Origin of the sequence: Streptosporangium carneum (assembly GCF_027922005.1) — a bacterium.
In the GTDB taxonomy this organism is placed as follows: Bacteria; Actinomycetota; Actinomycetes; order Streptosporangiales; family Streptosporangiaceae; genus Streptosporangium; species Streptosporangium carneum.
On the sequence record NZ_BSEV01000001.1, the window covers coordinates 854,569 to 878,425 of the forward strand.

A 23,857-nucleotide genomic window follows, 5' to 3' on the forward strand; every position below is an offset into this window, starting at 1 on the left:
CCGTAACCGCGCCTGATCACGCACAACGGCGCCCGTGGCCCGCACGAGGCCACGGGCGCCGTCGTCTGTGACGACCGCTCACGCCACCAGGTGCTGCTCGGCCAGTTCGGTCAGCTTCACGGTGTACAGGCCGCCGCGCTCGGCCTTCACGTCGGTCACCTCGAGCTGCGTGCCGGGGGCGAGGATGTACTCCTCCTCGCCGGTGAAGGCGGAGAAACCGCGGATGCCCACGGCCCGCGCGGGCAGCACCTCGAAGAGCGTCCGCTTGCCGCGACGTCCGAGGAACGCCTGGGCCACGCTGAGCTCCGACGTGCACGAGGACACGCCCCACCACGTCACGGTCCGGCCGAGAGGGTACTGCGCCCGCAGGTCCAGCGACACCCCGCGCCACAGCGGCTCCTTGCGGGCGGGCAGACGCGACACGGCCGAGAACAGGAGTCGTAGATAGGGGAGGTACGGGACGATCCGAGTGCGGTCCGGGTCGCGCAGGGTGGCGTTGATCTGCCGGTAGAACGCCGACTCGCAGGTGTAGAGGTAGAGGGCCGCGATCTCGTCGGCGGACAGCTCGCCGGCCGCGCCGTCCGCCTGCTGCTCGCCGAACCGGTACGACCGCGTCGTGTGCCGGTCGAGGCCCGACAGCAGCTTGGCCACCGGGGCGACGGCCTCGCGGAAGTCCATGAGCGGGGTGTCGAACACGCCGGTGATCGCCGGGAGCTCCAGCCCCTCGTCCTTGACGCCGGCGAGCCGTTCGAGGTAGAGCTTGTGCAGCTCCATCGTGGAGGCGATGAACGCCCCCATGCGGCCGGCCGTGTCCTCGTCCGCTCCGCCGGCCCGCGCGGCGAGTTTGTCCCATCCCTTGCCGGGCAGCCAGTCGATCTCGTCGGCCCCGAGCGCCCTGAGCGCCGTGTTCACGGCGGCGAAGTGGTCCCCGTCGCAGAAGATGTCGCCCTGTGCCGCGGGGTTGGGGTGGTCGATGTGCCAGACCTCCACCTCGGGATACTTCTGCTGGAGCCGGAGCACGACCTCCTTCAGGCTGCGGGCGTGCACTCCCCACCACGCGAACACCACGCCCCGGTCCTGCTCGTCGGCGTTCTGCTTGGCCCTCAGGATCTCCTCGACGAGCCTCTCGACGACCGGTCGCCAGAACGCGGTGTGCCGGTCGGTGGCCATCGCCCCGTCGCCGCTGGCGGTGAGCGCCGCGTTCAGCAGCAGAACGCCCTGCGTGAGCATCGCCTGGAACCACTCCGGCGGCTGCACGGTGTCGTGCTCCTTCAGGAGCGCGCGGATGTCGGCGATCGGCGTCTTCTTGGGGATGCCGTGCTTCCACATCGCCGCCGCCTTGATGATGCAGCGGATGGTGATGACCTTGCCGAACTGGCTGTCCTTCCAGTCGTGGAAGGTGTTGTCGAACATGGCGATGCCGGTGGCGCTCTCAGCCCGCGGGTACGGGTTCTGGCCGAAGACGACGACCTTCCACTTGTGCGGCGGGTTGGGCTTGAGCGCCTGGAAGGTCAGTTCCCGGACGGGCACGATCTGCGGGCTGCGTTCCAGGCCGATGAACGTGGCCGCGGCGGGCTGCGCCTCGATGACCGGCTTCAGGAGCGGCAGCCACGGCTCGCCGCCGCCCTTGAAGAGCTCGGCGAGGGCCAACGGGTCGTTCGGGGCGTTCGGGTCGGGTGGAGTGGGGACGTCGGCGTCTCTCATCGTGAGCTCCCGGATCGGCGAGCCGTACCGGTGACGGCACGGGGGATTGAGGTGGGGGAATTGTGCCGTACGAAGATCCAGAACGCGATCGTCGCTCCCGGGTCTCCAACCAAGATCCTGTTTGTCGGTGGGGAGCGGTACCTTCGGGGGCGTTGGAGACAGCCTTCCCCCCCGTCCGGAGTGAACGATGACCGTCAAGCATGTGCAGCCGCCGCTCAGGGTGGTGCTGGTGGACGTCAACGCGCAGGTGGTGCAGGCGTGGCGGGCGGCGTTCGCCGACACCCCCGAGGTCGAGATCCGCCAGGGGTCGATCCTCGACCAGCACGTCGACGCCTGGGTCACTCCGACCAACTCTCGCGGGCGGATGGACGGCGGGGTCGACGCGGTCATCAAGCGCCACCTCGGGGCGGGGATCCAACTGCGCGTCCAGCGGGCGATCCGCGACCGGTTCGGGGGGACGCTGCCGGTGGGAAGCGCCGTGTGCGTGCCGTCAGGGGCGACCAACCCGAAGTTCCTGATCTCGACGCCGACGATGACGCGGTCGGCGCAGGACGTGAGCGAGACGCTGAACGTGGCGCTGGCGTGCGCCGCCGCGTTCCAGGCCATCCACATGCAGAACGAGGAGCAGCCGGGCGGCATCGGGTCGGTGGCGCTGGTCGGCATGGGCGCGGCGACGGGCCAGGTGCCGCCGCGGGTGTGCGCCAACCTGATGTGGACCGGCCACACCCTGTTCAACGACCACCGCTTCCGCGACTACGACGACCTGCGCAAGACGATCCGCGAGCAACTCGACGACCTCGAGAGCGGCCACGAGGAGGAGCGGGTGCGGATCAAGCCGCCCGCGGGCCGTTCCCGTGGCTGACGAGGCGAACGCGACCCGGTCGAGCGGCTTCCCGCGTTCCGCGTGACGCGGGCCCGCCGTCGCCCCGCGGCTCCTCGCCGTTCCGGTCGTCGACGGTCTGGATGGTCCAGGGATTCCGGTCGATGCCATGAGCCTTTTTCGTCCCCTGGCGGCAGGGCGCCGGTCACAGCGTGATCGCGAGCTTGGCGGTCGCCTGACGACGTAAGAAACCCTGGTGGATGGATTGATCACCACGACCAGATCCGTCACGACCAGGGGTCTCGGACGCTGTTCTGTCGTGCTGCCGTCGATGTGTCGCGTTCAACGGGCACAGGGACCGAGCGTCACGCCGTACAGGGCAGGAACAGGCCCGCCTCCCAGAAACAGGCCAACCGCTCCCACGCCGGGCTCCGCAGCCTCGGCGAACGCGCCGACGCTCAGCTGAAGAGCTGGAAGATCCTCCGCGAGCCGCGTTGCGGCCCCGGCAGAGCCGGCCACCTGTGCGAGGCCCTCGCCGTCCTGCGAAATCATCGTGCCACCAGGACCGCCTGAGGATGAAAAAGGCTCTCCGGATCGATTCTTCAACGAGGGCCGTCGTCGCAGACGAGAGCTCTTCAATATCGAACACGGGCGGTCTGCCCTACCGTCAGGGATACATATATGGCAGATTGGTGTGAGACGTCTGGAAAGCGTTGACACTGAGGGTCGCTCGGCGCCTGGTCAACCAATACGCCATGAAATGCGACCTGAGACTGTTGCTTCATGTCCAATGAGATCACCGACACCAAGTGGAGGAATGTTGACTCTCAACCTGAAGTCTCACGCAACAACGGTGGTTGGCCATACCGCGGTTCTCGTTCTGGTGCTCAGTGGATGCGGCGTGTCGGCCTTGGAGGCAAGCGGCTCGCCGTCAACTCCCCCAAATTCGCCTGCCGTAAGGTTTTTAGGCGACGACCCCCGCATTCTGGTGCACCGTCTCCCCGAGCCCATGGAAGCTCCTGTCGAGGGAAGGCTTGGCTATGACAAGGAAGGGGCATGCCTGGTCATAGAAGACTGGGGAGGCGCCGGGGCGGTCGGGATTCCCGTGTGGCACGAAGGTGTCAAGCCGATTCGAAAACAACAGAAGGCGGGAATCCAGCGCGACGACGGCCTGGTTCTCCTTGAAGGAGACAGGTTCACCGCCTCCGGCGGAATGGTCCGGCGAACCGCAAAGGAGTTCGCGCACCTGAAGGCATCGTCCTGGTGTTCAAAAGCGCCAGACCACTACGTGGTGATAAATGACGACGTTAAGAAGTCCTGAGCCGTCGTGGAGTCGCCGAATTCTCTGCCATAGGAACCCGGCGACTCCACTCACTGTGACTACCTGGTCCACACTTGCCAGCTCGAACCCCACGGACTGTATCCTACGCCGGTGAATCGCGACGGACCGTCTGTGTAGGCTCTGCCCGCATGGATGCCGTATGCGGTGTTGTTCCAGAACCAGGGGCCACCGCTGTCGCCGCCGGTTGTGACTGCGTGCTCGACAATGACGTTTCCACGTTCACCCGTGTGGTAGTCCACGATGCTGCATGCATGTCCGCTGACCCGGCCATAAACGCATACGGGGACGCCGTCATCGGCCCACAGGGCGTCGTCCGCATATCTCGGACTGTTCACATTCGCGTAGAAGGTGCGCGTGAGTGTTTTCCCTCCCTCGTTGTACGAGGCGACATCGAAGGACGTCGATCTAAACATTCGCGATATAGTGGTGCGATCGCCACCTTGGGTCGGATGGTTGATGTACCAGAGGTACGGATCGTCCGCACAGTGTTCCGCGGTCGAAGAGCGACGCGTGGTGCCGTTCGTGATGTTGAATCCCATAGTGCACCAGGGAGTTCCGTCGGTACGCTCCTGGTGCCCACCCCCACGCAAATAGGAGTCTTCGTTCACGGGCACTGTGAGACCGTCATCACGGCTGACCACGGCGTTGATGTTCTTCTGTGTCGTTGATGACCGAATCAGTTCTTGAAGCGATTCCGCCGCGACACCCGCAGCCGCCTCCTTGAACTTCACCTTGAATTCGATCTTTCCCGTGAACGGCTCCGCGTCCGCTACCGCAGCGACAGCGACACCTGGCTGCTCGGAGAGAGTCTGGAGAAGCTGTGACGTTGTCGCGCGGAACTCTTCCTCGGTGTATCCCCGATCACCGGCGAGTTCGACTCGCGCCGGCAACTTTCTCGCCGACTCCAGCGCCGCAGGCGGGACAGGCCCTTTGAACCCGAATTGAGCCCCGCGACCGTCGTCCACCATGGCTACAGCGGCGATCTGCCCGGGGAACTCGTTGCGGAGGCCGGCGGCAAACTTCGTGAACTCCTCCGCCCAGCCCCATCGGTCGATCGACTCTTCGAGGGTGATGCCTTTGGTTTTCGCCAGTGCACCGAGATCGTCGATCTCGGTCAGTGACAGGTCGTCGATTTCAATTTCTGGACGCCCAGGAGGGCCGTCGGGCCAGTTGGGTCGCACCTTGCGAGCGGCTTCCGCCTTCTTGGCGTACTGTTCGATCGCTTCTGCAAGAGGTGTTCCGTGCCGCTCGGCGTCGGACTTGACTTGCTGCAGCCGGGGTCGCTCCACGGAATCACCCTGGATGACGACGGGGTCGCCCACTCCCGCCAACGCCTCCGAAGGGCTGATAACACTCGTACCTGTGAGGAGAAGGGGGATGGCCGCCAGGTACCTTTTCACGCCGTTTCCTTTCGACGGATGATCACGGACGTATGATCAAAGGTAAGCCAATATCGGAGAATGTAAACACCTTGACAAATGTTGACTGACATGAATAATCAATATTATTTGTTGCATGATTGCGTCCTAGTGTGACCGTCATGCCGCTCCCGGTGATCGTCCTGGGCCTCCCGCGCTCCGGTCGGCCTCCATAATGCGCCGGTGTCCGACGCCGGCGAGGTCGAGGAAATCACGAGCCGATCCGCCGATGCGGACAGGAGAATTGGACTGAATGTGCACGTCGTACACGGCGCGCAGGCAGTAAAGCCGCCTCTCTTCGCAGCGAATGCCGTACGGCAAGACATGCGGCACCGCCGTCGCACACATACGAGTACCGTTACATCGCGCCAGACGTTTGAGCGGCACCAAACGTCAGCGACGAGAACCCGACTGCGAGACCACATTGAAGTGGTCAGGGTCGTCCGATCGCTCGCTTCGCCACTCGCCGTACCTGGCCGGGGTGATCACCGCCGCCCTCTTTCGTCGGGCGATCCCGCCCAGTCCAAGCACCTCCACACACCCGCTCCCGAGCAGTCCGACGGGGAGAATGAAAAGCTCACTGATCGAGGGGTACGTCACGCCGCGTTGCGCCCAGCCCCTGAAAACTCGTTGCCGACGGCGTGAGTCTCTTCCTACGGTCCTTCCGTGACGATTGCATACGAGTGGCGAGGCCACTTCGACAACACGGCGATCAACGCGCTGCACGCGGAGGGCTTCGGTCATGCGCCTTTGAAGGATGACTGGTGGGCTCAGGTCAACCGGCACAGCCTCGGGTGGGTCTGCGCCACGGAGAGCGGTGAGCTCGTCGGCTTCGTCAATGTGGCATGGGACGGCGCCGTCCACGCCTTCATCCTCGACACCCTCGTGACGGGAAGAGCCCGGCGGCACGGTGTCGGGACCGAACTCATCGCCGTCGCCGTCAGAGAGGCCCGCGCGGCCAAGTGTGAATGGCTCCACGTCGACTTCGACGACGACCTGAAGGACTTCTACTTCGGGGCCTGCGGGTTTCAGCCGACACATGCCGGCCTCATCGCCCTGTAGCCAGGCACGATACGGCAGCCGCTTTCCGGCCCGGGATCCGCGACAGCCCCGCGACCTGTGTCGCCAAGATGAGATGGGCGCCATGTGTCCGGTGCGGTGTGATCTGTCGTGTCCGGCATGCGGTGAAACGCCGCGCGTCGTACCGAACGCTGATGTTTACTGTGGGAGTGGACATCGCGCAACTCGCCGACCAGATCGTTCCGTACGCTGCAGCGGCGCTGGGCGCATATGGCACCGGCGCCATCGCAAAAATAGGCGAGAACACCACAGACGGCGCCGCCTCCATCGGTCGGAGGCTCGTCATCCGAATCTTCGGTGAGAAGCCGAGTGAGCAGGCGCAGGAGGCACTCGACGATCTGTCCGGCGCTCCCGGTGACCCGGACCTTCGCGCGGTGCTCCGCGTCCAGATCAGAAAGGCGCTCGCGGCCGATCCCGTGCTGGCCCGCGAGGTCGCGGAGATGGTCCGGAGCTCGGGCGTCGTCGCCTCCGGCGAACGGTCGGTCGCGGCGCACGAGATCTCCGGCATCGTCGTCACCGGCGATGGCGCCCAGATCAGAAAAGCGTGATGAAGGCGGCCGGTGACCGGTCGGTCGCCGTCGACAGGAACTCCGGGGTGGTCGCGACCGGCGACAGTCCACAGATATATCTCAGCGAACCGCAGCCCAGGGCGGAGCCCCGGTCGTTCTCCCTGCACCCTCCGTTCGGCCGCCTGCCCCGGATCATCCGCGGCCGCGAGGACATCCTCCACGACCTTCTCGGGATGCTCGACGCCCCTCCTGCCAGGCCTCAGGTGCTGCACGGACTGGGGGGATGCGGCAAGACGACCGTGGCGCTGGGAATCGCCAGACAGGCCTGGGAACGGGGGCACACGGTCGCCTGGGTGTCGGCGTCCGAGCCCGACCGCCTTCTGCTCGGGATGCGCGAGCTCGCACGGAGGCTAGGCGCGACGGAGCAGGAGATCAAGGCCGCGTGGAGCGGAGAGGCCAGCCCGATGGACCTCATCTGGGACCTGCTCAACGCGGCCGCCCGGCCGTGGCTTCTCGTGTTCGACGAGGCCGACGATCCGACGTGGCTCGGCGGTGAGAACGGATACCCCGATGACGGGACGGGCTGGATCAGGGCGGGCCGGGGCGGACTGACCCTGGTGACCACCAGGGTCTCCAACCGGCTGGTCTGGGGCTCGGAGGCCGACATGCACCCCGTCGCCACCCTGGACGTCCAGCAGGCCGGGGCGCTTCTGATGGACCTCGCGCCCGCCGCGGGCGTGGTCGCCGAGGCACTCGTCCTGGCCGAACGGCTCGGCGGCCTGCCGCTCGCGCTGACCGCGGCGGGCTCGTATCTCTCCCAGGTCGGCACCGGGGTCGGCCTGCTACGACCGGCGCACATCCGGACGTTCCTGCAGTACGACGCCGCTCTCTCCGCGGGCGGCAGCGCGCTCCTCGACCAGCAGGACGAACGCAGGCACCGGCGCCTCGTCGGACACACCTGGGAGATGAGCCTCGACCATCTGGAAGGACAGGGGCTCACCCAGGCGCGGTCGCTCATGCGGCTGCTGTCCTGCTTCGCCGTCGCCCCCCTGCCGGTCGCGGTGCTCAGCCCGTCGGCGTCGACGGTGCGCTCGCTGGAGGGGCTCATCCACTACGGGCTCGTGGACGTGCAGGACTTCGCCGAGGGCGAGGGAGAGGATCCGGTCCCCGCACTGCTCGTCCACCGGGTCGTGCACGACGTGAACGCGGCCAAGCTCGCCGAGTCGCCGACCGGGACCCGCCACGCGACCTGGGCGGAGGCCGCGACGCTGCTGGCCCGGGCGGCCGCCCAGGCAGCGCCCGAGACCTCTGACGGGTGGCCGTGGTGGCGCCTGATCGGAGTGCACGTCGCGGGACTCCTGACGGACCTGCCGGTCGAAGTGCCGCAGGAGACCCTCCAGAACGCGCTGCGGGCGGGGCTGCGCGCGTACGCGTACATGTCCTTCTCCGGTGAGAGCGACACCGAGGCGATGGCGGAGAGCCTGATGGCGCGGGCCGCCGTCCTCGCGGCCGACGACCCCACCCGGCTGGCGGTCGAGCATCGGCACACCCTGTCCGTCCTGCCGTGCGCGGAGAAGTACGAGGTGTACGCGAGGGGGCTGGCCGCCCAGGAGGCGGTGCTCGGCCCCGAGCACCCGGAGACTCTGATCACCCGGCACAACTGGGTTCTGCACGCGTGGCAGCACGGCCTGATGGCCGACGACGTCGCGGAGCTCGAGACACGACGGCTGCTGGAGGCCCGGTCGAGGGTGCTCGGGCCTGCTGACCCCTACACCATCCTCACCCACGCCGAACTCGCCCTGATGATCGGCCACCGGGGACACTCCGAGCAGGCCAAGGCGGAGTACCTCCAGATCATCAAGCACTGCGGTACCTCCAGTGAGCTGCGAGACCACCGCTTCCTTCCGAACAACATCCGTCACCAGCTCGGACATGTCCTCGACGAGCAGGCCCAGTACGTCGAGGCCGAACGCGCCTACCGCTCGCTCATCCACGACATGGAAGCCGCGGAGAGCCTCGGAGGGGAGTACCTACGGCTGCGGCTGGCCCTGGCCAGGAACCTGCGCGAGCAGGGCCGTCGTGCCGAGTCCAAGGCGGAGTACGACGCGTACATGGCGTTGTTGCGGGAGCTCGCCGACACCCCCGCCATGCTGCTGCTCCAGGCCCGCCACGAGTACGCGGAGATCCTCGTCGAGGAGGGGGCCCTGGCGGAGGCGGAGGCGGAGTACCGGGCGGTGCTCGCCGAACGCCTCCCGGTCATGGTGCCCGACGACTCGGTCGTCCTCAGCGAGCGCCACTGCCTCGCCCACTGTCTGGAGGCCCAGGAGCGGTACGAAGAGGCCGAGCGCGAGCTGGCCGGGATCGCCGCGGCCTTCGAGGCGATTCTCGGCGAGAGCTCGAAGGAGGCGAGGTCGGTTCGACGGTGCCACGCCAGGCTCCTCATGACGATGGACAGGCTCGACGAGGCGGAGCGCCGGTACCGGGCCGTTCTCGAGGACGAGGACGACTCGCTGAGCCGGTACAGGCTCGCGCGGATCCTGCAGAGACGAGGCGAGTTCCAGGAGGCGGCCGAGCACTTCCGGTCGGTTCTGGCCGAGGAGACCGCCCGGCTGGGAGCGGGCCACTCCGACACGCTCATCACACGTCTTCACCTGGCCCAGGTGCGTCACGAGCTCGGGGAGGTCTCCGGCGCGGACGCGAAAGCCGAGTGCCAGGAGATATACGACGCCCACGCGGGCCTCGCCGACGCGGACCCTGAGAGAACAGAAATGATCGAGGAGGTGCTGACGCTCTTCAAGGACAGGTGAGAGCGCGGACCCGCCCCGTCGGCCACTTCGGGAGGTCGAAGACATTCCCTCTAGATCATATATGATCTTCTATGTTATATTGGCCCGCGTGTCCACCACCGACTCGACCGCGGGAGCGGTACACGCGTCGACAGCCGCGCACGCATCGCGGGAAACGGCCGTCACTGTCACCGGCGGCGTCGCACCGAGCTCGCTCGGCGCGACACTTCCCCACGAGCATCTCCTGAGCGATTTCGCCCCGCCCGGCGACACGGCCGAGTCCTGGGCCAGAGTGGGGCGCGTACGGCCCTCTGGCGCGAGCCGACTTCAGCTCTACCGCGCGCCGCTCACGATGGAGCTGCTCGGCGAGATCGGCATGGGCGCGCCCAACAGGGACGACTGGCTGCTGGGCGAGGAGGAACTCGCTGCGAACGAGGCCGCCGCGTTCAAGCTCGCCGGCGGCGGCACCCTGGTGGACGTCACGAGCGTCGGCCTCGGTCGTGATCCGGCCGGCCTGCGCCGGATCGCCGAGACGACCGGCCTCAACGTCGTCATGGGCTCGGGGTGGTACCACCCGGCGTGGGTCGAAGGACTCGCCGACCGCGATGTCGAGAGCCTCACCGAAGAGATCGTCCGGGACCTCGTCGAGGGCGTGGACGGGGTGCGCGCGGGCATCATCGGCGAGCTCGCGGCACTTGATCCGGAAGAGCCCGCCGAGCGCGCCGTCCTCGTCGCGGCGGCCCGGGCGTCGGCCGCCACGGGCGCCGCGATCACGCTCGACCGTTCCGGCGACCCCGCCGTCCAGCAGCGCGTGCTCGATCTGCTCGCCGAAGAGGGCGCGGACCTCACCCGCGTCGCCGTCGGGCACTGCGACGCGCTCTCCCCGCGCCCCGACGAGCTCGAACCGCTCCTCGAGCGCGGGGTGTTCGTCCAGTTCGACCAGCTCGGCAGGCTGCCCTCGGCGCTGAGCGTGTCCGACGACCAGGACGTCGTCGCGGCCGTGCTCGAGCTCGCCCGCCGGGGCCACGCCGAGCGGATCCTCCTGTCGCAGGACGTCTCCACCAAGTCGCAGCTCCTCGCCTACGGCGGCGGCGGCTACGGCTTCATCCTTCAGCAGTTCGTCCCGTACATGAGGATGCTCGGAGCCGACGACGCCCTCATCGAGTCCGTCACCGTGCGGAACCCGAGGCGACTCCTCACCATCCAGACCCCGAAGGCAGATTCGTGAGCCGCTATCCCTTCGAGATCCCGAACATCGCCGGCAAGGCGCTCACCGTCGCGGGTCCCGTGGACCCGTCGACGCTCGGGGAGACGCTCATGCACGAGCACATCTTCGTCGACCTGAGGCGTCCGCCGCAGTTCCGTCGTCCTGGCGAGGACTCTCCCGAGACCGCCGAGCCCCTCACGCTCGCCAACCTCGCGCGTACGCGCCACGGTGGCCCGAACGCCGACAACGACGTGATGGGCGACTTCGACGAGATGCTCTCCGAGGTGCTCGCCTTCGCCCACAACGGGGGAAGCACGATGGTCGAGGTCTCTCCCATCGGCGTGGGCAGAGACCCCGAGGCGCTCCTTCGGCTCTCCCGCGCGAGCGGGCTCAACATCGTCATGGGCGGCGGCTGGTACACCCCGACCTTCCACCCGGCGTACATGAGCGAGCGCGGCGTCGACGAACTCGCCGACATCATCGTGCGCGACGTGGCGGTCGGGGCCGACGACACCGGCGTCCGCTCGGGCATCATCGGCGAGGTCGGCGCGGAGTCGGTGCCGCTGACCGACAACGAGCTCAAGAGCGTACGCGCCAGCGGACGCGCGAGCAGGATCACGGGCGCTCCCATCACCTTCCACTTCGGCGGCGTCGGCGAGGAGAAGTTCCAGGTTCTCGACATCCTCGAGGAGGAGGGCGTCGCCCCGTCGAACATCGTCATGGGGCACTGCATGGACGTCCTGGGGCCGTCCTTCGGCGACCGCCTCCTCGCGCGCGGCGTCTTCGTGGAGTTCGACTTCATGGCCTCGCCGGGAAGCCCGTGGGGGCACCTCGTCCTCGGGAGCGACCACAAGGTCGTCCGGGGCATCGCGGACCTGGTCGAACGGGGCTACGCGAGCCAGATCGTGCTCGGCCACGACGTGTGCCAGAAGATCCAGCTCAAGCGGTACGGCGGCAAGGGATACGACTACATCTCGCGCTACTTCCTGCCCGCCCTGCGCCGCCTCGGCGTGAGCGAGGAGGCCATCCGCACGATCATGGTCGAGAATCCGGCGCGAGCGCTCGCCTTCGCGGAACCGCGCTGACCAGGATCGCACGTCCACAACAATTCGATCACTCAACGAGGGCAGAGCCATGTCAGTCGCCCCAGTTCCCTTTGACCCTGCCCTGAACGCGATGCTCGAGAGCATGCCCCGGTCCGAGGGGCCGGCGTCGCCCGCCGAGGCCATCACGATGATGCGCGAGACCGGCGGGGGCATGCCCACGCTGTCGGTCGCAGAGGTCATCGGCACGCGTGAGATCGACGCCGAGGAGCGCACGATCCCCGGGCCCGACGGCGCCCCGGACCTTGAGATCACCGTGCTGCGTCCGCGAAACCTGACCGCCCCGGTTCCCGGTCTGTACGACATCCACGGCGGCGGCATGATCAGCGGCCACCGCCACCAGGACACCCCTCGCCTCGCCGACCTCGTCGAGCAGCTCGGCGTCGTCGCCGTCAGCGTCGAGTACCGCCTCGCTCCCGAGAACCCCGACCCCGCCCCGGTCGAGGACTGCTACGCCGGCCTGAAGTGGATGTCGGAGAACGCCGCCGAACTCGGCGTCGACCCCCGGCGCATCGTCGTCATGGGCGGCAGCGCCGGAGGCGGCCTCTCGGCCGGAGTCTCCCTGCTGGCGCGCGACCGCAAGGGACCGCACCTGGCCGGGCAGCTGCTGCTGTGCCCGATGCTCGACGACGGCAACACCACCCCCTCAAGCCACCAGTACGACGGCCGCGGCACCTGGCCGCGCGCGATGAACCTGATCGGATGGCGGTCACTGCTCGGCGAGAAGGCGGGCGACCCCGCCGCCGACGTGTCGATCTACGCCGCCCCCGCGCGGGCGACCGACCTGTCGGGCCTGCCGCCCGCGTTCGTCGAGGCGGGCAGCGCCGAGCTGTTCCGCGACGAGAACGTGGAGTACGCCTCCCGCATCTGGGCCGCGGGAGGCCAGGCGGAGCTGCACATCTGGAGCGGCGCCTTCCACGGTTTCGACGTCTTCGCCCCCGATCACGAGATGACGCGGGCCGCCCTCGCGACGCGCCTGTCGTGGTTCCGCCGCGTGCTCGATCTCTGATCACCTCAGTCTTCCCGACAAGCCGATTCGACAGCTCGCATCGGCTACGACGAATGCCCTCGTCCCCGGCAAAGGATCTCTGTGACTGAACCGTTAATTCTTGGGATCGCAGCGTCGCACAACGGAGGAGCGTGCCTTCTGCGCGGCTCCGAAGTGCTCGTCGCGATACAGGAGGAACGACTCGCTCGGCAGAAGCGGATCTACCTCCAGCCCGCGGACCCCGCGCTCTCGGTGAGCTACTGTCTCGACCGCGCCGGAGTCACCGTCGACGATCTCGACGCGGTCGTGGTCTGCACCCAGGAACCCCAGGGGAGCCGCGCGAACAGGCTCGACCTCAACCCCCAGTTGCGACCGGCCGTCGAGAACGGCCGGGCGTACCCGATCTCCCATCACTACGGCCACGCGGTGAGCGCCTTCTGCACGTCGGGCTACGAGGACGCGGCGATCCTCGTGATCGACGGGCTGGGCTCGCCCTGGGCCGACCTGTCCGACGAGGAGCGCGCCACCTGCGTCGGCGCCGCGGAGGGCTGGGAGTCGATCTCGATCTACCGCGCGAGCGGAACCGAGATGGTCCCGGTGGAGAAGCAGCTCGCCGTCGACCTGTACGTGGAACCCGACGGCGGACGGTACCGCTGGGATCAGCCCCACACCGGCATGCCGCGATTCCGCACGCTCGGCGGGATGTACTCGGCCGTGTCCTGGCAGCTCTTCGAGCACGGGCTCGAAGGACCGGGCAAGACCATGAGCCTCGCCGGGCTGAACGAGCCCAGCTTCCCCGTGTCGGACTTCCTGAGCGTCGAGGAGTCCGGCCTCGTCACCTTCAGGGACACCGTTCCCGAGCACTTCACCGACGACGTCCGCTGGCCGGAGCGCACCGACGCCTACACCGCGCTCGCGGCGTCGGTGCAGGCGGCGCTCGAACACGCCGTCATCGCCCTCGCGGAGAGGGCTCTCGCCCTCACGGGAAGCACGCGCCTGTGCTTCGTCGGCGGCGTGGCCCTCAACGGCATCGTCAACGACATCCTCGCCAAGCGACTGGGACCCGAGAACGTCTACGTGATCCCGGCCGCGGAGGACAGCGGAACCGCCATCGGCGCCGCCTACGCGGGCCTGTGGCGACTCGGCCGCGGCCACCCCGCCAACCGCGTCACCCACGACTTCCACGGCGCGCCGTACCCGAACGACGTCATCCGGGCCGAAGCCGAGTCGAACCCCGTCGTCCGCTGGCGTGAGGAGCGCGACCCGGTGGCGGCGGCGGCCGGACGCGTCGCGGAGGGCCAGATCGTGGGCTGGTTCCGCGGCGGAGCCGAATTCGGTCCCCGCGCGCTCGGACACCGGAGCATCATCGCCGACCCGCGGCGCGCCGAGAACAAGCTCCTGCTCAACAGCAGACTCAAGCGCCGCGAGGAGTTCCGTCCCTTCGCTCCCGCCGTGCTCGAGGAGTACGCCTCCGAGTGGTTCGACATCGAGGACGCGCCGGAGGCCTCGCCGTTCATGCTGCGCGTGGCCGCGGTGCTGCCCGGCAAGACGGAGCTGATCCCGGCGGTCGTCCACACGGACGGCACCGCGCGGGTCCAGACGGTCTCACGCGAGGGCAACCCCGACTTCTACCGGGTGATCGAGGAGTTCCACCGCCTCACCGGTGTGCCGATGCTGCTCAACACCTCGATGAACGGCAGAGGCGAGCCCATCGTCGAGCGTCCGTTCGAGGCCATGCAGCTCGCCGTGACGGCGCCCCTCGACGCCGTCTACTTCGAGGAGTCGGTCATCGAGCCGCTCGAGACGGAGGTGGCGAAGCTCACGCCTCGTCACGTGAACGGTCTGGCCTTCATCGAGATGCCCGGGACGGAGTTCATGCCGCTGGACGTGAGCAGGCAGTACGACCACGCCGTCAGCGTCCCGACTCCGTGGGGACCCGTCGTGCACCGGCTGGACAAGCAGGCGCAGGCCGTCCTCGAGGCGGTGGACGGCGAAAGAACCGTCGCCGAACTCGGCTTCAGCACGGGTGAGGTCGTGCGACTGCAGCGCATCGGACTCCTGGAGTTCCGGCCGTACCTGCCCTGAACGAAGGGAGGCTCCAGCACGCGAAAGCCGGAGCCTCCCTTCTTCGACCGGCGGACACGCTGACGGGCGGTCGGCGCGCGCGGTCGTTCTGTGGGTACGGCGACGGCTCCCGCTCAGGGCTGGGCGGATGAGAAGAGAGGCCCGTTCCCGGTTTCCCCGGGAACGGGCCTCTCGTCTGTTCTGGCGATCTCCGGATCTCCCGGCCGGAACGGGGCCCCGCGGCGGTCCCAGCCGCGCCGTCCCGGCGTCCGGAACGGCGTCACGACACCGGATCCGTGGGACTCGCACCGCTGTGCCCGGTTTCCGGGAATGTGGAAAGTTTTGCGACCAGATGGGCATCTTCATGCCCGCGGTGCTTCGAATTGAAGCGTATGAGGTCCGTCACGCGCGCAACGTCGTCGCCGTGCTTCGCCGGCCGGGCCTCAGCGAGGAGAACGCCGTGACTGACACCGATGTCGTCTACCTCCGTCAGGCCCTGCCGGTTCTGGTCGCCTACACCCGCCAGGTCGTGATGCAGATGGATCTGGAGCGGCTGCACTGCGCCGCCGAGGAGGCGAGACTGCCCGCCGAGCAGGTGGCGTTCCTGACCGCCGTGCGGACGTTCCAGCGGACGGTCCGCGGCCTCGAGGTGGACGAGGGCGCGCTGGTGTGACCCGCGCCGCGGCCGACGGCCCGGTGTTTCGGGTCGCCGCTCACCGCTCCGGTGTCCGGTCGCGCAAGGCCCGGACGGTCCAGTCGAACACCGGCGTCAGGCTTTCCGGGGCCGGCCAGCCGTTGATCACTGCGAGCAGCCGGAGGTACCGCTCCCTGCGAGGGTCGTTCGCGGTCTCCAGCCGGGCCAGCAGGCGGCGCCGGAGGTCGACGTCGTCGGGGAGGCCGGACAGGTGCGCGTACTCGGCCGTGACCGCCGCGACGACCGGATCGGCCTGGGGGGAGAGCGGGTCGACGCCGGTCGCCACGGCCGGGCCGACACGGTCGCGGACCACCGCGGCGGCGTCGCGGCGCGGACCCGTGGTCCCGCCCAGGGCGCGATCGGCCGCGTGCTGCTCGGCCATGCGCCGGAAGCCGGCGCGGAAATCCGGGTCCTGTGACAGTTCGGCCAGCTCCACCCACGCCTCGACCTGCTCGGCCTCGGGGTCGTCGGGGAGCTCGGGGGTCATCGAACGGGCGATCCCCGTGAATCCGTGGTCGGCGTCCAGTCCGCCGAAGGCGGCGTCGAGGAAGTCGCCGATCAGGCGTCGGCGTTCGTCCTCGGAGAGTTTGGCCAGCTTGTGCATGAGATCCATCTCCTCGGGGGTGGACCCGCGCCTGGCCACCGCCGTCAGCACCGCGCGCCGCAGGCGCAGCGTTCGGATCTGCGCCTCCAGCGCCTCGGCGTGCGCCGCGGCGACCTCGGGAAGTGAGGCCTCCCGATCCACGACCGTCCTGATCGTGGGGAGGTCCAGTCCCAGGTCGCGCAGCGTCCGCACGAGGTCCAGGCGCGCGACGGCGTCGATGCCGTACAGGCGGTAACCGGCCGGGCTGCGGTCGGTCGGCGGCACGATCCCGCGATCGGAGTAGAACCGGATGGCCTTGACCGTAAGCCCGGTCCGCCGGGCCAGGTCGCCGATCGAGTAGAGAGTGCCGCCGTTCATGCCCTCACCTTCGCGTCTCCCCCTGCGGGAGACTCAAGCTCATTCGCCCGCCGACGGCCGGTCGGCGTGCCGCAGCCAGACGTAGTCGACCGGCTGGGCGGAGTTCCACTCCGCGGCCAGATGGGCGTCGACCGGCAGGAAACCGGCTCGCCGGTAGCAGCGCAGAGCCCGTTCGTTGTCCGGGTGCACGCGCATGAAGACGTCCGCGTAGCCCGCCTCCCGGGCCAGCGCGACCAGCTCTCGCACCAGCTCGCGCCCGACTCCTGCGCCCCGGGCGCCGGGTGCCACGATGATCCGGGCGAGCTCGACCTCGTCCTCCTTGGCGTCGAACCACAGCTCCCCGTAGCCGAGCGGTTCCCGGCCCTCGAAGAGCATGTGGGACCGTACGTCCTGCGCCGCCTGCCAGTCGGCGACGGCCTGTGAGGGCAGAGGGAACTCCTGCCGCCCGCACCACATCGCCACCTCCCGCGCCGAGGCGGGCCAGCCCGCGACCGTGGCCGCGTACGTCGTGGCGAAGGGCAGCAGATTCATGCCTGATCCATCCGTTTCATGCGTCCGGTGGACACGACGTCGCGTCCAGTGGTCACGATGCCGCAGAACGCCGTCGTCGGGAGACGCCGTGAACGCCGTCGTCGGCCGGGAACCGCCTCCGCTCAGGCGGCCCCGTCGGTCGCCGCCTTCACGAAGATGTCGGCCAGTTCCCGCGCGTAGTCCTCGCACTCGGTCTCGGGGCGCTGCCGCAGTCGTTTCGGCACCGCCTGCATCGTGGCGAACATGGCGTCGGTGAAGACCTCCGGGTCGAAGCCGCGGAACTCTCCGGCGCGCTGTCCTTCGACGAGGAAGGCGATCAGCTCGCCCCGGCCCGACTCGTCTCGCTCGGTGACCTCCCGGAGGACGGCGGGAGAGGTCGTGGCGGTGTTGATCTCCCGTAGCGCGGCCATGTCCTCGGGGTGGCGCGCGCAGTGGCGGACGTAGCCGGTGAGAATGCGCCGCAGCCCCTCCTCGTAGCTCGCCACCGGCTCCGGGCCGCCCTCCATGGCCTTGTCCAGGCGGGAGCCGACATGGTCGAGCACCTTCCTGACCAGCTCGTCCTTGGTCCCGAAGTGGTAGGTGATCAGGCCAGGGCTGATCGACGCGCGCTTGGAGATCCGCACGAAGGACGCGCGCGCGAAGCCCTCCTCCGCGATGGTCGCGATCGCGGCGGCCATGATCTGCTCGCGCCGGGCGGCCTCGATGAAGGACTCGCCGCCGTCGCCGTCCTTGGCTGTTTGCACGTATAGAATTCTATATGGTCAACTAGTCGCGTGCCCACCGCCATCCGAACCGCATCGGCGAGCCCGCGATGAACGACCGCGCACTCGCGCTGACCGGCGCGACGGTCCTCGTCGGCGACACCCTGGAGCCGTGTGAGAGCGCGACCGTCCTCGTCGAGAACGGCCTCATCGCGGCCGTCGGCCAGAACGTGGCGGCGCCGCGCTCCGCCCTCGTCCTCGACATGACCGGACGCACGGTGCTCCCGGGTCTGATCGACTCCCATGTCCATCTCGGCCCGCCGGAGACGACGCGCGGCGTCAGACCGGGTCCGCTGGCCCGCTCCAGGGCGGTCGTCGACTGGATGCGCTTCCAGCCGGGCAAGCGGCGCGGCTTCCTCGGCCACGGGGTCACCACGGTGTGCAGCCTGGGCGACGAGAACGACTGGGTTCACGACTTCCGCCGCAGGAGCGCGACGGGCGCGTTGACGGGGCCGCGCCTCCTGATCGCCGGGCCGATCTTCACCTCTCCCGGCGGGCACCCGGTCGCCACCGTCGGCGCTTCGCCCGGCGCGGACTGGGTCCGGGTCCCCCGTGGCCCGGACGAGGCGCGCGAGCAGGTGGGCACGCTCGTCACGGGCGCCGATCCCGTCGACGTCGTCAAGGTCGTGCACGACCGCGGAGACCCCCGCCGCCTGAGCCTTCAGCCGCTCGAACCGGAGATCCTGGACGCGATCGTCGCCGAGGCCCACCGCCACGGAACGAAGGTCGTGGCCCACTGGGGGACGCTGGAGGACCTGGAGGAACTGCTCGCCGCCGGTGTCGACGGCCTCCACCACCTCGAACCGCGCGGACCCCTCGCGGGGTGGCCGCCGCACCTCCTCGCGGCCATGGTGCGGCGCGGCGTCACCCTCGCGCCGACGCTGGCCGCGACCGACGTCGTCCTCGACGCCGACACCGCCGCCGTCATGAGGGAACGGGTCGCCGAGTTCCACGCCGCGGGCGGCACGCTCATCGCGGCCAGCGACGCGGGCATGCCCTCGGTGCGCGCAGGGGCAGGCCTGATCCGCGACATCACGCTGCTCGCCGAGTCGGGCCTCACCAACCGCGCGGCGCTGGTCGCCGCCACGTCGGCGCCCGCCCAGGCGATGGGGGCGCGTCACATCGGCGTGATCGCGGCCGGTCGCGCCGCCGACCTCCTCGTCGTCGACGGCGACCCGCTCACCCGGCTGGGTGCGCTGAGCGAGGTGGCGATGGTCCTGCGCGACGGCCGTGTCGTCGTCGATCGAACCCGGCAGAAAGTGTGATCCACATGACGAAGAACAGCCAGGCGGAGCCGTCCGTCGTGCGGCACTCCGCCGGAACCCACCTGTTCCTGTGGACGGTCTTCCCGTTCGGCGGCGCCGCGGTCGGCTGGCTGCTGTCCCAGGCGCCCGGGTGGATCACCCGGATTCCGGCGCTGCCGACGATGGAGAAGATAGAGTTCCTCGCCCGGCTGAGCGGCCCGGTCATGACGGCCGTCCTGGTCGTGGCCGGTCTCGTCGCCGGGTGCGTGGTCACCCTGATGGCCTACGACGACATCGTCACCGTCGAGGTGACCCCCGACAGGACGAGCATCACCCGCTCGGGCGACACGAAGACGCTCGATCGCGAACTGGTCGGCGCGGTGTTCGTCGACGGGAAGCACCTCGTCCTCCTCGGCGGGGACACCGGGGAACTCGCCCGGGAGAAGACCGACCACGGAGGCGACAAGCTCCGCTCGGCCTTCGAGGCGCACGGCTACCCCTGGCACGACGGAGATCCGCACAAGGGCGAGTTCCAGCGGTGGGTCGACGGGATGCCGGGGCTCGACAGTCATGCCCAGGCGATCCTGCGGGCACGCCAGAAGGCACTGGAGGCCAAGGACTCCGACGACGTCGCCGAACTCCGTGCGGAACTCAGCCGGCACGGCGTCGTCGTGCGGGAGGACGGGAACCGCCAGTACTGGCGCCCGACGCGGCGCGCCGACACCTGAGCGCGCGTCGCCGCCCTCGCCGTCATCGGCTCTCGGTGACGGCCGGGACCGGCGGCGTGCGGCCCAACGGGTGGACGGCGGTCGTTTTCGCTCCTCCGGCGGGGCGGCGGCCCGCCAGCCGGCACGCGAGGCAGTCGCGATGGCCCGTCATGGGGTCCTTCACCCTCCAGTCCCACTGTTCCGCGGGCCGTGGCCCGCTGGGCTTGCCCCAGCCCCTCAGGTGCAGCGCCCAGGTGACCAGGCCGCCGAAGAGGATCACGCCGAGTCCGAGCCAGACTCCGGGGAGGCGGTTCACGCACATGGCGACACCCGCTCCGGCGAACCCGGTCAGGGCGATGACGCATCCGCTCCATCCCGCGACGGTGTGTCCAAGGTCGACGTCGTCGTGCACACCGCTCATGGATCTCCTCGGCGTATCGGTGAGATACTTATCTCACGTACTAATTATCTTAGATGCTAAGGAGATTGTCGATGGAAGGCAAGTCGCGGTCCGTGGCGTCGGCCGAGCAGGCGGTGGCGGGAATGGACGGGCTCATCGCGCTCAGCCTCGTCGGCCAGCACGACATCGCCCAGCGACTGGGGTTGAACGTCACGGATCTGACCTGCCTCGGCCACATCCTGGGGGCCGCAGGCGGTCCGATCAGCGCGGGCGAGCTCGCCGAACGGGCCAACCTCACCACCGGCGCCGTGACCGGGGTGCTGAACCGCCTCGAACAGGCTGGATACGCGCACCGGCAGGCCGACCCCTCGGACCGGCGGCGGGTGCGAGTCGTCGCCGACGCGTCCGCGGCCACCCGTGTCGCCGCCGTCTACGAGCCCTTCTACCGGCGGCTCTTCGAGCTGTTCGCCGACTACACGCCTGACGAGATCGGCGTGCTGGCCGACTGGTTCACCCGCGCCACCGCCCTGATGCGGACGTCCCTGGAGGAGATCCGGCAGGAGACGTCCGCCTGACGCGGAGCGCGTGCTCGGGGAGGCGGGGCGGCGGCGGTGCGCTCGGCGTCGTCCGCCTCGACGGCGTCGCCGTCCTCAGGGGCCGCCCGCCAGGGGGAGGGAGCCGTACGGCTCAGCCGTGCCTGAGCCGCTGGAGGAAGGAACGTCTTTTGCGGGGCGCGGGTTCGGGGGCGGGCTTCTCCTCCTCGGCGGGACGGCGTGCCCGCCAGTCGTCCACGACCTCCTCCACGTCGATGAGCGGCTGGACGAGCGGCGGGCCCGACAGGGACTTTCCGTAGCTCTCACGGATCTTGTCGTTGACGGCCCCGATGATCCGGCGGGCTTCGTCCTCGCTCCGGGCGGCCACCGCCGCCGCCCGGGACTCCTCGGCCTCCTTGCGCAGCGCGAGCGTCCCCGGCAGCGGGAACGACAGGTTCTCCGCCTGCATCTTCTGCCTGATCCACCACATCTCGTCATGCGGTCTGCCCTCGCCCGGCAGGGGTTTGCCCGTGCCCGGAAGGTCGTCGAACTCCCCGCGCTCGGTGGCCTCGCGGATCTGCCGGTCGATCCATGTCTCGAAGCTGACTCCAGGCGGCTTGCGTTCGGTCACGGCTTCACCTCCGCGTCGCGATCGGCGTCACCTTCGAGGATAACCAGGGGTCCAGCGCGGAAGGCGGGCTCTGCGAGAGGTCCGCACCCCTCTCCTGTCCAGAGGTCGTCGCGTCACGGGAGGGGGATCGCGGCCGTCGCGTGGCCCTGGAGACACCCTGACGGCCGTCGGCGACACCCCGGCGGTGATCGCGCTTCTCGGCGTCCGAATCTGACAACGGTCGAAAACTGGGCTGACTGCGGCATTCACTGTTAGGAAACTTTCTTTTATATTTGACTTACCCCTCAGCGAAGGAAGCGACAACATGCGACGAACGATCTCAGTCTTATCGGCGGCGGTCATCGCCATCGCCACGGTGGTGTTCACCGCCACGCCCGCCCTGGCGCATGGCTACATCACCTCCCCGCCCAGCAGGCAGGCCCTCTGCGCCCAGGGGAAGGTCGCCAACTGCGGCCAGATCATCTGGGAGCCGGCCAGCGTCGAAGGCCCCAAGGGGCAGCGGAACTGCAGCGGCGGCGACGCCCGCTGGGCACCCCTCGACGACGACAGCAAGGCGTGGCCGGTCACCAACGTCGGCAACTCGATCACCTTCAACTGGCGGATCGAGGCCCGTCACGCCACCAGCACGTGGGAGTACTTCGTCGGCGGCACCCGCATCGCGGTGTTCGACGACCGCGGCAGGCTGCCGGGCTCCACGGTCTCGCACACGGTCGACCTGGGCGGCCGGACCGGCCGTCTCAAGATCCTCGCCATCTGGAACATCGCCGACACCGCGATGGCCTTCTACAACTGCGTCGACGTGAAGGTCGGCGGCGGAAACGAGCCGTCCCCCACGCCCACCTCGAACCCCACGCCGACCGTCACCCCGACCGTCACCCCGACCTCGTCCCCGACCCCCACGGTGTCGCCCACCCAGGGACCCGCCACCCCCTGGACCTCGGGCACCGTCTACGAGGCCGGCGCTCAGGCCACCTACGGCGGCGGCACCTACAAGTGCCTCCAGAAGCACACCGCGCTGCCCGGATGGGAGCCGCCGAACGTTCCGGCGCTCTGGCAGCGGCTGTGAGCTGATCCTTCGATAGCGAAAAAGCGCCCGGCGCCCCACAGGGGCTCCGGGCGTTTTTCCGTCGGGGCGCTCCACGCCGAGCCCGTTCTCTCCCCAGACTCTCTCCGGACTCTCTCCGGACTCTCTCCGGACCTGGAAGACGCCACGAAGGAGGACGTCAGGGCCGTCCGGCGTCCCGGGGCTCCGCGCGGAATCGAGACTCCACGTCGCCGTGTCAGGAGGGGTACCGATCGCGGGCGGGCACAGGGATGTCAGTAGCCGACATTGAAGTGCCTTCTTCCGCGATCGCTCCCGCCTGCCAAGAATGACGCTACGTCCAAGGAGTCCAGGGGAGAGTTCTCATGATCGTGATCAGCGGGGCGTCCGGCCGGCTCGGCAGGCTCACCGTCCGGCACCTGTCCGAACGCGTCGATCCGTCGCGGATCGTCGCCCTCACCCGCACCCCGGAGAAGATCGCCGACCTCGCCGGCCTCGGCGTCCGGGTACGGCAGGCGAGCTTCGACGACACCGAGTCCCTGGCCCGCGCGATCGACGGCGCCGAACGGATGCTCGTCATCAGCACGGGCACCCTGGGGCGCCGGGTCGAACAGCACGCCGGCGCGATCGACGTCGCCGTCAAGGCGGGGGTCGGGCACGTGCTCTACACCTCGATGACCCGCGCGGGGGAGCCGGGCAACCCCCTGGCGATCCTCGCCGACCATCGTGACACCGAACGGATCCTGGCCGACTCGGGAGTGCCGTTCACCGTTCTGCGCAACAGCGTCTACGCGGACATGCTGTCGCTGAGCCTGCCACTCGACAGGGCCGTCGAGACGGGAGTCCTGGCAGGCAGCTCAGGAGCGGGACACGTTCCGTACGTCACCCGGTCCGACTGCGCGGCCGTCGCCGCCGCCGTCCTCGCCGACGGCGGCCACGAGGGGCAGTTCCTTGACGTCACCGGCCCGCAGGCGCTGGACCACCACGGGATCGCGGCGGCGTTGTCGCAGGCCACGGGGCGTCCGGTCCGCTACGAGCCACAGGCGGAGGACGAGGCGAGGCAGGAACTCGTCGCGCGCCTGCCCCCTGAGGTGCTGGCCAAGGGGGCCGAAGCGGCACTGGAGAGCGCGTTCCGGTTCTGGGGGCACGTCCAGGACGGCTGGCTCGACGTCACCACCCACACGGTCGAGCGTCTCACCGGCCGTCCCGGCACCACGCTGGCCGAGTTCTTCGCCACGTCCGGGATGTTCGACGCAACGGCCGCGAGGACACGGGAAGGCTCGTGAACGGGAGCCACGCCGCCGAACCGCTCCTCGCCCGCTGTCACCGGGA

The 23,857-nt window shown here is 69.1% G+C and carries 23 protein-coding genes; 16 read left to right on the forward strand and 7 right to left on the reverse strand.

Features of this window, described 5'->3' with window-relative positions; all coding sequences use genetic code 11:
* Window positions 1-78: 78 nt before the first annotated feature.
* Complete coding sequence (locus PKF00_RS04320) at window positions 79-1,704, reverse strand: ADP-ribosyltransferase domain-containing protein (protein WP_271216008.1); 1,626 nt, start codon at window positions 1,702-1,704, stop codon at window positions 79-81.
* 187 nt (window positions 1,705-1,891) lie between these two features.
* Here PKF00_RS04320 and PKF00_RS04325 point away from each other — a divergent pair, with 187 nt between their 5' ends.
* From PKF00_RS04325 to PKF00_RS04335, 3 genes are all read left to right on the forward strand, one after another.
* On the forward strand, window positions 1,892-2,566 hold the full coding sequence (locus PKF00_RS04325) for a macro domain-containing protein (protein ID WP_271216009.1): 675 nt from the start codon (window positions 1,892-1,894) through the stop codon (window positions 2,564-2,566).
* Window positions 2,567-2,857: 291 nt separating this feature from the next.
* Window positions 2,858-3,097 (forward strand): hypothetical protein, encoded by a 240-nt coding sequence (locus PKF00_RS04330; RefSeq protein WP_425582168.1) that lies wholly within the window; start codon window positions 2,858-2,860, stop codon window positions 3,095-3,097.
* Window positions 3,098-3,341: 244 nt separating this feature from the next.
* Window positions 3,342-3,845 carry a hypothetical protein gene (locus PKF00_RS04335; RefSeq protein WP_271216010.1) on the forward strand — a complete coding sequence of 168 codons (504 nt, stop codon included), beginning with the start codon at window positions 3,342-3,344 and terminating at the stop codon, window positions 3,843-3,845.
* Window positions 3,846-3,904: 59 nt separating this feature from the next.
* Here the strand turns inward: PKF00_RS04335 and PKF00_RS04340 are convergent, their stop codons facing one another.
* On the reverse strand, window positions 3,905-5,266 hold the full coding sequence (locus PKF00_RS04340; protein WP_271216011.1) for a chymotrypsin family serine protease: 1,362 nt from the start codon (window positions 5,264-5,266) through the stop codon (window positions 3,905-3,907).
* 684 nt (window positions 5,267-5,950) lie between these two features.
* On the opposite strand from PKF00_RS04340, the gene PKF00_RS04345 reads away from it, so the two are divergent.
* The 8 genes from PKF00_RS04345 to PKF00_RS04380 all read left to right on the forward strand — a co-directional run bounded on the left by PKF00_RS04345 (window position 5,951) and on the right by PKF00_RS04380 (window position 15,694).
* Window positions 5,951-6,346, forward strand: a complete 396-nt coding sequence (locus PKF00_RS04345) for a GNAT family N-acetyltransferase (protein WP_271216012.1) — start codon at window positions 5,951-5,953, stop codon at window positions 6,344-6,346.
* Window positions 6,347-6,513: 167 nt separating this feature from the next.
* Window positions 6,514-6,912 (forward strand): hypothetical protein, encoded by a 399-nt coding sequence (locus PKF00_RS04350; protein WP_271216013.1) that lies wholly within the window; start codon window positions 6,514-6,516, stop codon window positions 6,910-6,912.
* Window positions 6,912-9,680 (forward strand): tetratricopeptide repeat-containing protein, encoded by a 2,769-nt coding sequence (locus PKF00_RS04355; RefSeq protein WP_271216014.1) that lies wholly within the window; start codon window positions 6,912-6,914, stop codon window positions 9,678-9,680. The genes PKF00_RS04350 and PKF00_RS04355 overlap by 1 nt, the downstream gene beginning before the upstream one ends.
* Before the next feature lie 88 nt (window positions 9,681-9,768).
* Window positions 9,769-10,887, forward strand: a complete 1,119-nt coding sequence (locus PKF00_RS04360) for a phosphotriesterase family protein (RefSeq protein WP_271216015.1) — start codon at window positions 9,769-9,771, stop codon at window positions 10,885-10,887.
* Complete coding sequence (locus PKF00_RS04365) at window positions 10,884-11,951, forward strand: phosphotriesterase family protein (protein WP_271216016.1); 1,068 nt, start codon at window positions 10,884-10,886, stop codon at window positions 11,949-11,951. Before PKF00_RS04360 ends, PKF00_RS04365 begins: the two co-directional genes overlap by 4 nt.
* Window positions 11,952-12,054: 103 nt before the next feature.
* Entirely contained in the window at window positions 12,055-12,978 is a 924-nt protein-coding gene (locus PKF00_RS04370; RefSeq protein WP_271216017.1) for an alpha/beta hydrolase, read from the forward strand.
* Between the two features lie 81 nt (window positions 12,979-13,059).
* Window positions 13,060-15,042 (forward strand): carbamoyltransferase family protein, encoded by a 1,983-nt coding sequence (locus tag PKF00_RS04375; RefSeq protein ID WP_271216018.1) that lies wholly within the window; start codon window positions 13,060-13,062, stop codon window positions 15,040-15,042.
* Window positions 15,043-15,481: 439 nt separating this feature from the next.
* Window positions 15,482-15,694, forward strand: a complete 213-nt coding sequence (locus tag PKF00_RS04380; protein ID WP_271216019.1) for a hypothetical protein — start codon at window positions 15,482-15,484, stop codon at window positions 15,692-15,694.
* Between the two features lie 40 nt (window positions 15,695-15,734).
* Here PKF00_RS04380 and PKF00_RS04385 read toward each other — a convergent pair whose 3' ends face one another.
* The 3 genes from PKF00_RS04385 to PKF00_RS04395 all read right to left on the reverse strand — a co-directional run bounded on the left by PKF00_RS04385 (window position 15,735) and on the right by PKF00_RS04395 (window position 17,950).
* Window positions 15,735-16,676 (reverse strand): MerR family transcriptional regulator, encoded by a 942-nt coding sequence (locus PKF00_RS04385; RefSeq protein ID WP_271216020.1) that lies wholly within the window; start codon window positions 16,674-16,676, stop codon window positions 15,735-15,737.
* Between the two features lie 39 nt (window positions 16,677-16,715).
* The gene (locus PKF00_RS04390; RefSeq protein ID WP_271216021.1) at window positions 16,716-17,207 is read right to left on the reverse strand and encodes a GNAT family N-acetyltransferase; all 492 of its coding nucleotides are present in this window, start codon (window positions 17,205-17,207) and stop codon (window positions 16,716-16,718) included.
* 122 nt (window positions 17,208-17,329) lie between these two features.
* On the reverse strand, window positions 17,330-17,950 hold the full coding sequence (locus tag PKF00_RS04395) for a TetR/AcrR family transcriptional regulator (RefSeq protein ID WP_271216022.1): 621 nt from the start codon (window positions 17,948-17,950) through the stop codon (window positions 17,330-17,332).
* Between the two features lie 68 nt (window positions 17,951-18,018).
* On the opposite strand from PKF00_RS04395, the gene PKF00_RS04400 reads away from it, so the two are divergent.
* The gene (locus PKF00_RS04400; protein ID WP_271216023.1) at window positions 18,019-19,233 is read left to right on the forward strand and encodes an amidohydrolase family protein; all 1,215 of its coding nucleotides are present in this window, start codon (window positions 18,019-18,021) and stop codon (window positions 19,231-19,233) included.
* A gap of 5 nt (window positions 19,234-19,238) precedes the next feature.
* Window positions 19,239-19,940 carry a YqeB family protein gene (locus tag PKF00_RS04405; protein ID WP_271216024.1) on the forward strand — a complete coding sequence of 234 codons (702 nt, stop codon included), beginning with the start codon at window positions 19,239-19,241 and terminating at the stop codon, window positions 19,938-19,940.
* A gap of 22 nt (window positions 19,941-19,962) precedes the next feature.
* On the opposite strand, the gene PKF00_RS04410 is transcribed toward PKF00_RS04405, so the two are convergent.
* The gene (locus PKF00_RS04410; RefSeq protein WP_271216025.1) at window positions 19,963-20,340 is read right to left on the reverse strand and encodes an HGxxPAAW family protein; all 378 of its coding nucleotides are present in this window, start codon (window positions 20,338-20,340) and stop codon (window positions 19,963-19,965) included.
* Window positions 20,341-20,411: 71 nt separating this feature from the next.
* Here PKF00_RS04410 and PKF00_RS04415 point away from each other — a divergent pair, with 71 nt between their 5' ends.
* Window positions 20,412-20,894 (forward strand): MarR family transcriptional regulator, encoded by a 483-nt coding sequence (locus PKF00_RS04415; protein WP_271216026.1) that lies wholly within the window; start codon window positions 20,412-20,414, stop codon window positions 20,892-20,894.
* 112 nt (window positions 20,895-21,006) lie between these two features.
* Here PKF00_RS04415 and PKF00_RS04420 read toward each other — a convergent pair whose 3' ends face one another.
* On the reverse strand, window positions 21,007-21,483 hold the full coding sequence (locus PKF00_RS04420; protein WP_271216027.1) for a DnaJ family domain-containing protein: 477 nt from the start codon (window positions 21,481-21,483) through the stop codon (window positions 21,007-21,009).
* 304 nt (window positions 21,484-21,787) lie between these two features.
* On the opposite strand from PKF00_RS04420, the gene PKF00_RS04425 reads away from it, so the two are divergent.
* Window positions 21,788-22,549, forward strand: coding sequence for a lytic polysaccharide monooxygenase (locus tag PKF00_RS04425; RefSeq protein WP_271216028.1), 762 nt, complete (start codon window positions 21,788-21,790; stop codon window positions 22,547-22,549).
* 341 nt (window positions 22,550-22,890) lie between these two features.
* Window positions 22,891-23,811, forward strand: coding sequence for an SDR family oxidoreductase (locus tag PKF00_RS04430; protein WP_271216029.1), 921 nt, complete (start codon window positions 22,891-22,893; stop codon window positions 23,809-23,811).
* Window positions 23,812-23,857 lie beyond the last annotated feature (46 nt).

Excerpts from the sequence above, each read along its gene's own strand:
- PKF00_RS04415 (WP_271216026.1), top strand. The coding sequence starts at position 20,412 with ATGGAAGGCAAGTCGCGGTCCGTGGCGTCGGCCGAGCAGGCGGTGGCG.
- PKF00_RS04390 (WP_271216021.1), bottom strand. The coding sequence starts at position 17,207 with ATGAATCTGCTGCCCTTCGCCACGACGTACGCGGCCACGGTCGCGGGC.
- PKF00_RS04320 (WP_271216008.1), bottom strand. The coding sequence starts at position 1,704 with ATGAGAGACGCCGACGTCCCCACTCCACCCGACCCGAACGCCCCGAAC.
- PKF00_RS04410 (WP_271216025.1), bottom strand. The coding sequence starts at position 20,340 with ATGAGCGGTGTGCACGACGACGTCGACCTTGGACACACCGTCGCGGGA.
- PKF00_RS04370 (WP_271216017.1), top strand. The coding sequence starts at position 12,055 with ATGCCCCGGTCCGAGGGGCCGGCGTCGCCCGCCGAGGCCATCACGATG.
- PKF00_RS04355 (WP_271216014.1), top strand. The coding sequence starts at position 6,912 with ATGAAGGCGGCCGGTGACCGGTCGGTCGCCGTCGACAGGAACTCCGGG.
- PKF00_RS04430 (WP_271216029.1), top strand. The coding sequence starts at position 22,891 with ATGATCGTGATCAGCGGGGCGTCCGGCCGGCTCGGCAGGCTCACCGTC.
- PKF00_RS04425 (WP_271216028.1), top strand. The coding sequence starts at position 21,788 with ATGCGACGAACGATCTCAGTCTTATCGGCGGCGGTCATCGCCATCGCC.
- PKF00_RS04385 (WP_271216020.1), bottom strand. The coding sequence starts at position 16,676 with ATGAACGGCGGCACTCTCTACTCGATCGGCGACCTGGCCCGGCGGACC.
- PKF00_RS04335 (WP_271216010.1), top strand. The coding sequence starts at position 3,342 with ATGTTGACTCTCAACCTGAAGTCTCACGCAACAACGGTGGTTGGCCAT.
- PKF00_RS04400 (WP_271216023.1), top strand. The coding sequence starts at position 18,019 with ATGAACGACCGCGCACTCGCGCTGACCGGCGCGACGGTCCTCGTCGGC.
- PKF00_RS04325 (WP_271216009.1), top strand. The coding sequence starts at position 1,892 with ATGACCGTCAAGCATGTGCAGCCGCCGCTCAGGGTGGTGCTGGTGGAC.
- PKF00_RS04405 (WP_271216024.1), top strand. The coding sequence starts at position 19,239 with ATGACGAAGAACAGCCAGGCGGAGCCGTCCGTCGTGCGGCACTCCGCC.